This window comes from Micromonospora sp. RTGN7 (genome assembly GCF_033804645.1).
In the GTDB taxonomy this organism is placed as follows: Bacteria; Actinomycetota; Actinomycetes; order Mycobacteriales; family Micromonosporaceae; genus Micromonospora.
In genome coordinates this window covers 1-360 of record NZ_JAPZLF010000063.1, presented here as the reverse complement: position 1 = coordinate 360, position 360 = coordinate 1, and the positions used below count along the sequence as shown (strand labels likewise).

Annotated in this window: 1 protein-coding gene; it reads right to left on the bottom strand. The window is 71.1% G+C overall.

What is annotated here, in order from left to right; translation table 11 throughout:
* A partial coding sequence (locus tag SNR22_RS29215; protein ID WP_320069899.1) for an acyltransferase domain-containing protein occupies positions 1-360 on the bottom strand: 360 nt, incomplete at both ends.

The window sequence follows — 360 nt, the reverse complement described above, 5'->3', positions numbered from 1 at the left end:
CGAATGCGACGCATAATCCACCGGAATCAACCGCGCCCGCACGTCCTCGGCCTGACACGCCTGCACCAGATCCGCCACCGGCTGCGGCGGACCCGACACCACCACCGTGCCGGGGCCGTTCACCGCCGCCACCCCCACCCCGGGGAAACCAGCCAACCGCTCGGTTACCGCCTCGGCCGACAGATCCACCGACGCCATCGCCCCCGTACCCCGCAATACCACCAACGCCCGCGAACGCAACGCCACCGTCTTCGCCGCATCCTCCAGGGTGAGGATCCCGGCCACACACGCCGCACCGATCTCGCCCTGCGAGTGACCGATCACCGCCTGCGGGACCACCCCCGCGTGCTCCCACACCGC